This is a genomic window from Bizionia sediminis (assembly GCF_042684585.1).
In the GTDB taxonomy this organism is placed as follows: domain Bacteria; phylum Bacteroidota; class Bacteroidia; order Flavobacteriales; family Flavobacteriaceae; genus Algorimicrobium; species Algorimicrobium sediminis.
The window spans coordinates 1-8,287 of sequence record NZ_JBHULS010000009.1 but is presented as its reverse complement, the minus strand read 5'-3'; the positions used below and the strand labels follow the sequence as shown (position 1 = coordinate 8,287).

The 8,287-nt window shown below is 31.6% G+C and carries 10 protein-coding genes; all 10 read right to left on the bottom strand.

Annotated features, from left to right (window positions below; genetic code table 11):
* Positions 1-255 precede the first annotated feature (255 nt).
* Positions 256-1,224, bottom strand: a complete 969-nt coding sequence (locus ACFSQP_RS12870) for a COG2958 family protein (protein ID WP_376895161.1) — start codon at positions 1,222-1,224, stop codon at positions 256-258.
* 281 nt (positions 1,225-1,505) lie between these two features.
* Entirely contained in the window at positions 1,506-1,967 is a 462-nt protein-coding gene (locus tag ACFSQP_RS12865; RefSeq protein ID WP_146221550.1) for a hypothetical protein, read from the bottom strand.
* A gap of 20 nt (positions 1,968-1,987) precedes the next feature.
* Positions 1,988-2,896, bottom strand: coding sequence for a hypothetical protein (locus ACFSQP_RS12860; protein ID WP_376895159.1), 909 nt, complete (start codon positions 2,894-2,896; stop codon positions 1,988-1,990).
* Complete coding sequence (locus ACFSQP_RS12855) at positions 2,897-3,346, bottom strand: hypothetical protein (protein ID WP_376895158.1); 450 nt, start codon at positions 3,344-3,346, stop codon at positions 2,897-2,899. It abuts the gene before it with no gap.
* Complete coding sequence (locus ACFSQP_RS12850; protein WP_376895157.1) at positions 3,346-5,181, bottom strand: DNA adenine methylase; 1,836 nt, start codon at positions 5,179-5,181, stop codon at positions 3,346-3,348. Before ACFSQP_RS12850 ends, ACFSQP_RS12855 begins: the two co-directional genes overlap by 1 nt.
* Positions 5,182-5,186: 5 nt before the next feature.
* A complete protein-coding gene (locus ACFSQP_RS12845; protein WP_376895155.1) occupies positions 5,187-5,516 on the bottom strand; it encodes a helix-turn-helix domain-containing protein in 330 nt (109 codons plus the stop codon).
* Positions 5,517-5,851: 335 nt separating this feature from the next.
* Positions 5,852-6,214: a hypothetical protein gene (locus tag ACFSQP_RS12840; protein WP_376895153.1), complete on the bottom strand. Its 363-nt coding sequence runs from the start codon at positions 6,212-6,214 to the stop codon at positions 5,852-5,854.
* 4 nt (positions 6,215-6,218) lie between these two features.
* Positions 6,219-6,593: a hypothetical protein gene (locus ACFSQP_RS12835; RefSeq protein WP_376895151.1), complete on the bottom strand. Its 375-nt coding sequence runs from the start codon at positions 6,591-6,593 to the stop codon at positions 6,219-6,221.
* 147 nt (positions 6,594-6,740) lie between these two features.
* On the bottom strand, positions 6,741-7,379 hold the full coding sequence (locus tag ACFSQP_RS12830; RefSeq protein ID WP_376895149.1) for an SMI1/KNR4 family protein: 639 nt from the start codon (positions 7,377-7,379) through the stop codon (positions 6,741-6,743).
* Between the two features lie 164 nt (positions 7,380-7,543).
* On the bottom strand, positions 7,544-8,140 hold the full coding sequence (locus tag ACFSQP_RS12825) for a toxin-antitoxin system YwqK family antitoxin (RefSeq protein WP_376895147.1): 597 nt from the start codon (positions 8,138-8,140) through the stop codon (positions 7,544-7,546).
* Positions 8,141-8,287: the final 147 nt, after the last annotated feature.

The following is an 8,287-nucleotide window of genomic DNA, read 5'->3' as shown; positions in this document are numbered from 1 at the left end:
AATCAGATTTTACGAGCGGCTAATCACTCAGAGTGATTTAATCAATCGTAATGAGTTTTTTTTAATTTCTTAAAGTTTGCGAGTTTGCAAAGTCCGTTGCTGCTCGTTTCAACTTGTGCCTAACGGTCGTGGCTATGAGCAGTTGGGGATTTTTTGCTCTTACTTTTCAGTTTAGCACAGACCTTTGTTTTATGTTTTAATTTTCGGTTAAGCACTTAAACCCCAATTGCTTATAGCCGTTGTTGTGGCTAGTGTTTATTCTCCGTTCGGTATATTTTTATCTTTACAATATTGTTCTATTTCGGTGTCATTTTCAAAATAATCATCACAAAATTCATTCAATTCTTTTTCTGTCGATTTGTAATATCTTTCTTGAGCAGTCATAAGTCGGTCGGTTTGTTCAATAAATTGCTCGAACTCCTTATTTATCTTACAAAGCTTGTCAATTGTCTTAAAGTCAAGGTCGCGATAACTTGCAGGAAAAAGGATTTTGCTTTGATATGGATTTGCATTTAGTTCAATGATTCCAATTCCGAACGATTGGTTTAATCTCTCCATTTCGTCCGATAAACTGTCGCTAAACTCAAAAGCAACCAAATATCCATAATTTGCCCAACTTGAATTTGAAACTGCTTGGAAATAAGCTTTTTTTAATTCCGAGTCCGAGTTAATTTCTTTTTTAATCTCGTATGAACTCAATTTGAAAGTGTCAACTCGGTTTATTGACTTTAAAAAATTCTGGCTGACTTTTGTCTGAAGGTTTAGAAATTTAATTCCAACCATATCTGGATGCGTCCAAATCTGATTGTTGTCTTTTCCATATTTTGATTGTTCGTGAAATATGGTTTTTGAATAGATTTTGGTATTTTTTAAATAACTACTCAAAAGTTTGTGTAAATCCCGTTCGTTGTATGTTTTGGCTTTTACTTTTATCGGTTTTGAAGTTGTCGTTTCGGTTGTTCCTGAAAGAATTTCAATTCCAATTTCCTGTTCGTTTTTAGTCAAATAGTATGAGTAAGTTCCTCCGTCTTGTTTTATTCGTTTTACTCGACTATCTCCATTTCTTATAAAATCTCCGAGTAATGCGGAAATTGTCGAAGCTGGCGTTTTCGCTGTTCCAAAATCGTAATAGCCTTTATTCACAATATGGTCGTGAACTTCCAAATAATTTGTTAGTCCGTTTATCTCGTCAAGACTTTTTAAAATTGCTTCTTTTATTGTCATTTATATTCTTTTGGCACGGTTCGTTTTACATTAGCCACAACGGTCTAGTATAAGAATAGTAGCGGATTTTCACGTACTGACTTTTCGGTTAAACAAAGACCTTTTTTATATTTACTTACTTTCGTTTTAGCGATTAAACCGCTATTATTTTTATACATTGTTGTACACTGGCTTTTCTTTCCGCAAACTTGCTAGCGTTAAGACATACTCTTTGCCAAGTTTTGGCTTTAGCGGTTGGCTTTTGAGCGACTTGGCAATGTGTATGGCTTTCAGCGTTGGCTTTAAGTTATGCTATTCATTCGGTCAATGTCTTTTTTGTTATAATCCCACTTTAAGACTTGGATTTTCCGATTTGGGCGAAATTCTAAAATATCTGTCCGATTAAATGATGTCAGTAATTTACTCAAAGTTGTTCCCATTCCTTGAGGAGCAATTAAAATTGATATTACAGGTAAAGCAATACAAGAATAACCAATTAATTGCGACAAATTTATTAGACTTAATTTTCCGTTTTTACACTCAACAAAAACTAAATCAACTTTATCTTCATACTCAATAAACCCAGTAATATCTTGACGAATTTTATAGGTTGTAAACTCAGGAAAAAATCTTTGATATTTTAGTTTTATAATAAAATTAAGTAAATCGCTGTCGTGCGTATCTAAAACAGTAATTTTTTTTGCCTTTTTTCCATATTTGCCTTTTAGCTGTTTTTCAAGCCAAAGAATAATATCGGGATACATTTCAATCTCGTTACTGTACATTAGTTTTGTTTATAACAGTTTAAACAATTGCAAATTTCTTTAAATCCATTAAAGTGTTTACCTCTAATCTCAGAAGGTAAACCATCATCATTTTCATCAGGATGTGAGGGCTTAGTTTTATTCCTTTTTGTTGTGCCATCGCACAAATCAATTGGAGTATCAAAATTCTCTCGATTACTTTCAGCTAATTCTAATAGAGCTTCTTCCTTATGTGAAATGTAAAAACCGATTTCTTGGAAATCATCAGCAAAAATTTTCATTTGATGTTCTTTCGCCCAAAATCTATTACCTTTTTTATTGTTTGGGTCTCTTAGATTTGGATGACCGTAATTTATATTTTGTACTGGAATTTCTAAAGATTGAATTAATTGGCAAAGCTGTGGTGGTAAATGCCAATTCTTATTAGTAACCTCAATATAAACTCTATATCTTTTAGGTTGGTCTTTTGAAAAACCATAATAATTTGAAGCTCTAACGTATGCAGTTACATCACTAACTCCTCTTAGAAATTCTTTTTTGTTTTCTTGTGTTGATTCAAATATTGGTTCTGGAACTTGAAAATCGTGATAACTAAAACGAGTTCCGTTGATTAAAAATTTTATAAATAACCAAGCTATATCTTCTCTGTCCCATTTTAGAACTAAAGAAATTTTTTTATCGGCAACATCTTTTACAACGTTAATTCCCATATTTTGAAGACGAACAACAACTTTATCAAGACTTGTTTGAATATGTAGTTTTTGGTCAAAAGTTTTAGTAATTGCAGTTGACTTTAAAGTTTTGTACTCAAAGTCAATGATAATTTTTTTGACATCATTATTATATTGTATTTCCCCTCTTCCTGTTATTAACCCCAATAAATAAGATATATCAGGAGTTAAAAAATTAGATATTTTATTCTTTTCCATTTATAATGCAAATCCTGTGTTAAAATCATTAATGTAGTTGACAGGTACTAAACCTCTAATTCTATTAACATCTTGAATTGGACCTAGAACAAAACCAGCCTCTAAAAGAGGGAAAATGTTTTTCTTTCTACTAATTCGTCTATCATAAGCATCATATCCAGGTCTATTTTGAAAACCTCTTGGTTCAAGAGTATCAATCAAAGTTTGTGGAATATTTGCATTTGATGCAAAATATGCACGAGTTTCTAAACCATATTTATCTGCTCCTGGAGCCCAAACATAGTAAGGAGCAGTAGTAGAGTTATTGGGTAATGGAAAGTTGCCTGTTAAGTTTGCATATTCTGTTATAAAAGTTGCTTGTCGTCGATGTGGCATCTCCACCTGTATATTTGTTCTTCTCGCAGGATTTGCCAAATAACCTACATTAATGTAAAATTCTTGTTGTGTCATTATTCTGGTTTTCTTAAAATTATAAGATATTCGTGTACTTTGTTTACTATAAACTTATATGGATATCCTAATGGTCTCATATTGTTATATTCTTGTTGTCTGTCCCAAATAATTAAATCTTCTAAATTGAAACCAACTTCTTTAGCTATTGTGATTGCGTCAATATGCAACGGGTAAAAATTACTCTTTTTTCTTAAATCCATTACATTTAAAATGTAGTAAGATTTTGGTTTTAGAACTTTAAAAACTTCGTTTGATACTCCTTTTAGAGCATCTAAAAATTCGTTGTAATCTTCAATGTTCCCTAAGTCTTCAAAATCTTCGGAGTAGTTTATGTTTTCTTTACTGTCCGCAGTTCTCTTTCTATTTAGAACATCCCAATATGGAGGCGAGGTTATGCATAAATCTACAGAATTCTCTTCAATGTTTTGTGATAAGAATCTTGAATCATTTATCACATACTTGGAGTCTAACCCATAAGAATTGAATCCATATGAATTTGTTGCTCTTTTTAGGAAAATATCTTTGAATTTTTGACTTAAATCAAAACCAATAACTTCTTTTTCTTTGGATAAACCTGCTATTAAAGTAGTTCCAGAACCTGCAAATGGGTCAAGAATTAAACCACCATTTGGTTTGCAAAATGTATCAATTAATTTTGAAGCTAATTTCACAGTGAATATTGCAGGATGCTTAAGTTTTCTTTCTTCCTCAGATTTACCTAAATCTCGCCAAATACTAAAAGAATTTTGTAACCACTCTTTACCAGTTAAATTATTAACCTTGTTAACTGTTTTTTTTGGCTTTAATTTAAATACAAATTCAAAAGTCATTTGTGGGTCTTCGGCTGTTTGGTTTACGCTTTTATATCTTTTATGATTTTCCGTAAGAGTGTCAACCTCTCCAATACGTTCCATAGCTTTCACTATTTTGTTTTGGTCAATAACGCCTTCATTATTGTAGCTTAAAAATATGTATTTGGCTTTTGAGCCGTGTAAAACTAAATCTTCCAATGCATTAAATGCATCCACTTTAGAACAATACTTGGATTTTTGATGTTCATATTCTCGCATTCCAGTTTTACCATAAATTTTTGGCTCTTTATCAAACCAACCTTCTGCGATTAATTCAAGTAGGAAATAATTTGATGCGTACTGACGAGAATTATATGGTGGGTCGAGATACAATAAATCTGGTTTAATTTCTCGGATTAATTCGTTTGCGTCTCTTTTGAAAGCTTTATTTTTAGTTGTGCTTTCTATAATTGGAACTTGCTCAAGTGTTAACGGATTTAAGGCTCTTTTGTCCCAAGTTTTAAGATAGGCACCATATGTTCCAGTTACATTGCTAACGAGGTTAACAGACCTCAAAAGAGAAGTAATTAGATAATAATATTCTAATTCATTTATGAGTTTACTTTCTCTCCACTCGTGAATTAATGTTCTAAAAGTATCTATTTTTAAAGCATTGTCGTCAGTAAAATATTGACGTTCTCCATTTGGAGAATAATTCTTAAAAATAAACCCTTCGTTTAGTTCGTCAACATTATTTAAATAATCAAAAATTAGTTGATTATCATCTTTGATTTTTAATTTACTTTTTAATTTTTTGAAAGTTGGAAGTTTATTAGTTTCTATGAATGTCTTAGACAAAGCATAGGAAAACTCTAACATATCGTTAGAGTAAACTGTATATCCTAATTTTTTAAAATGTTGCCCTACAGATGTTGTTCCTGCAAATAAATCTACAAAATTTGATGCACCATTAACTCCTGTTGATTTAACAGCTTCTTCAATAAATGGAAGTAATTTTGTTTTTGCTCCGTAATATCTCATATCCTTTATTGAAATTTAATTTTGGTTTGTGTTAAGTTTTGTTGTTTGATATAAACGATTTTTTCCTCAGCAAGATTTAAGACTTTGTTACTACAACCAGATTCAAATACTTTATAAGCGATTTGTTCACTTATGTATTCTTCCTTAAGTTCATCTAAATCAAGTTCAAAGACTTCTGCTAATTTTGGCAAAGTTTTTTCATCTAACCGCTTTTTTCCGTTTTCAATTTTGCTCAGTGCTCCTGAGTCAATATCCAATTTTGCACCTAACTGTGTAAGAGTCAGTCCACTTTCTGTTCTGAGATTATGGATAAATTCTCCAATCGATTTTTTCATTTTTGTCAGTTTCATCTTGAAAATAAAATCTTGACAAAATTAACAAAATTCAAAGGATATTCAATACTTATGTTTGGTTTTCTGATGTAGCGTTGGAAAGAAATAGCTCTTTTGGTTTTTTAAGCGTTGGCATTTGTGATGGCAAAAACCAAATGTGCTGTTTGTGCGGATGGCTTTTCAGAGCTTGTGTACAACGTTTTTGTGTAAGCGTCAGTAACGGGAAAGTGCGCGAGTACTTTCCGCTGACGCACCTAATTTAGCAAAACAAGTTGAATTTCCGATTTGGAAATTCAGCCGTTATTGCGCTTACACGTTGTTGTGTGTAGTTTTTATTTTTAAAATTCAGAGTGAACATTATTATACCTTTCTAATACTTTTAAAACTTTTTCTGGTTCTATTCCTCCAAAACAAGATAAATGTAATTTGTTATTCGTTCTTTTTAATTCTATTTCCAAAATCATATCACAATTCATTAAAGGTCTCAATTCACTCCATTGATGTGCAATAACTGAAATTGGACTATATCCTATAATTCCCCAAGTTTGAATACCACTAAACCTGGGTAAATATTCTATTCTCTTTATTTCTCTGTATAGTTGCTCAACAGTTAATTCTTTTAAAGTGATTGATTTTGTGTGAGGAGCATCAACATCATCGCTAATGTGAACACTGTCACGAGTTAAAATAATTTCAGTCATTAATTCAGTTCAGTTTTGGCATTGTTTTCCGAATTTGTTTTACTCGTCCGTTTTTAATTCCCATTTGAGTAAGTAAATCAACATATTCAGTAAATTGCTTATTAAATTTTTTATATTCAGTCGGATTTTCAATGTGAATTTCCCAAAGCGCTCCAGCTCCACCAAATAATTCTCGGCTAATCACGAGTTTTTTAAATTCCGATTCATCTTTATTGTCGGCAGCAAGTCGAATTTGAGACAAATGGTCCACATAAAATCCAAGTCCGTTAGCAATTAGAGTTTGTCCGAGTAAATCCGATTTCAAAGTCAGTTTCGAAACATTTTTATCCGAGAAGTCAATCGGTATTTTTTTCTTTTTTAGAAAGTCAAATAGTCCCATTAAATGTCCATTCAGTTCGGTTTTCTCAAATTACACACAACGAGTTTGTGTATGGTTAGTTGCGTGGTTAAGCAACTAAGTTAATAAACATTTACGAACCCGTGAATATTCCGCAGGAATATTCGCAAGTAAGCTAGAACCAAGCAATTAATTATACACGGTGTTGCCAGTAGTTTTTTCTTTCAGTTCATTGTCAATCCAATGTTCATACCAATCGAGAAACGTTATTCTATCTCTATTTTCAATGTAAGGATTAGGATAAATTCCTTGGTCGTTGCATCTGTCGTCAACCCATAAATTACCATATTCTTTTCCGTTAACAACTAAATTCATTGAAACTCCACATCCAAAATTAGAAACTCTTAAAAGTCCATTTGCCCATTTATTTTGAAAATATTCTTTGTCTTTTTGTTCAAAATATTCATCTTCATTTTCGTCAGTTACTTCTCCAAAATCCAAATTCCAATGTTCGGTATGAGGAAAAGGTTTGGATAAGTCATTCAGGTCATTCTTGTCTTTATAATCAAGGTCAGCAAAAAGTCCGTTTTCAATCGGTTCCAATCCGTAATATGGTCCAGCTCCACCATTTCCGATTTTCATTAAAAATTCTTTATATTGAACTGGTAATTTTATGCTGTGACTTTTCTCAAAATCAATTAATTCTTTTTCCGATTTTGTTCGATTAAACAAGTATTTATGTTTTTCAGAACCGAACACTTCAAAATTCTTGTCCAACTGTTTTAATCGGTCAAATTTTGTTTTTATGCGTTCGATTTGTTCTTTCATTTCGTAGGTTTCTTAAATTACTGGCAACGTTTTTGTATAAAGAAAGTTGCGTGTTTGTGTGCGAGGATTTTCCGAAGGAAAATCAGAAACTAGCAAACGAGCAACTAACTTTGGTTTAGCTAAAACTAGCAATTTTTTTTATACGGTGTTAGGCACAGTTTTTTTTATTCTTTTTTAATGCTCCCATTTTCTTCAAACAAAGTCCTTTTGGTCAAAACCCCGTCTTTGTCATAAATAGAAATTTCTTTTATGTTTCCGCTTTGATAATATCTTTTCAGTTCTCCAATTACAAGTCCGTTTTTAAATTCCGCATTCAGCCGTATTTTTCCGTTCGAGTAGTAATCTGTTTCAATTCCGTTACAATAGTCTTTGCAAATAGTAAACTTATAATTATCGATTTTTGCAGGATTAATTTCACCTAGTCCTTCAATTGATACAATTTTGTATGATCTAGTATCTATTAAAAGAAGTTCATTGATTTTAGGTAAAGCTAATGTGTCAGAATTGGTTAAATTGTCAATGATTATATTATGTTCTTCGTCAAGTTCAGTCGCAAAAAGTTTATATTCTCCTTTTGACGGAAGTATAATTGTTCCGTCAAAATCTGATATTTCATATTTTATTCCATTTTTTTCAAGGTGATAAATTAAACTATTCTCAATTTTATTTGAACAAGAATCTTTTAAAAATAGGTTATATTTTATTTCTTGACTGAACCCAGAAATAGTAGAAAAAAGTAATATTAAAATCGTTAATTTCATTGGTTTCTCAAATTGTGCCTAACGGCCTGGTGTATGATTTCGTTGCGGTCTGTTAGGAGTTAAAGTTAGTAAATAAAAACGAGATTTAGGTATTCGATAATTTTTCGCAAGCAGGTAAGAACTAGCAATGAATTATACACATTGTTA

What these genes read in the sequence shown, in the direction of transcription:
- ACFSQP_RS12870 (WP_376895161.1), bottom strand. Translation starts at nt 1,224, where the DNA reads ATGACAATAAAAGAAGCAATTTTAAAAAGTCTTGACGAGATAAACGGA.
- ACFSQP_RS12865 (WP_146221550.1), bottom strand. Translation starts at nt 1,967, where the DNA reads ATGTATCCCGATATTATTCTTTGGCTTGAAAAACAGCTAAAAGGCAAA.
- ACFSQP_RS12860 (WP_376895159.1), bottom strand. Translation starts at nt 2,896, where the DNA reads ATGGAAAAGAATAAAATATCTAATTTTTTAACTCCTGATATATCTTAT.
- ACFSQP_RS12855 (WP_376895158.1), bottom strand. Translation starts at nt 3,346, where the DNA reads ATGACACAACAAGAATTTTACATTAATGTAGGTTATTTGGCAAATCCT.
- ACFSQP_RS12850 (WP_376895157.1), bottom strand. Translation starts at nt 5,181, where the DNA reads ATGAGATATTACGGAGCAAAAACAAAATTACTTCCATTTATTGAAGAA.
- ACFSQP_RS12845 (WP_376895155.1), bottom strand. Translation starts at nt 5,516, where the DNA reads ATGAAAAAATCGATTGGAGAATTTATCCATAATCTCAGAACAGAAAGT.
- ACFSQP_RS12840 (WP_376895153.1), bottom strand. Translation starts at nt 6,214, where the DNA reads ATGACTGAAATTATTTTAACTCGTGACAGTGTTCACATTAGCGATGAT.
- ACFSQP_RS12835 (WP_376895151.1), bottom strand. Translation starts at nt 6,593, where the DNA reads ATGGGACTATTTGACTTTCTAAAAAAGAAAAAAATACCGATTGACTTC.
- ACFSQP_RS12830 (WP_376895149.1), bottom strand. Translation starts at nt 7,379, where the DNA reads ATGAAAGAACAAATCGAACGCATAAAAACAAAATTTGACCGATTAAAA.
- ACFSQP_RS12825 (WP_376895147.1), bottom strand. Translation starts at nt 8,140, where the DNA reads ATGAAATTAACGATTTTAATATTACTTTTTTCTACTATTTCTGGGTTC.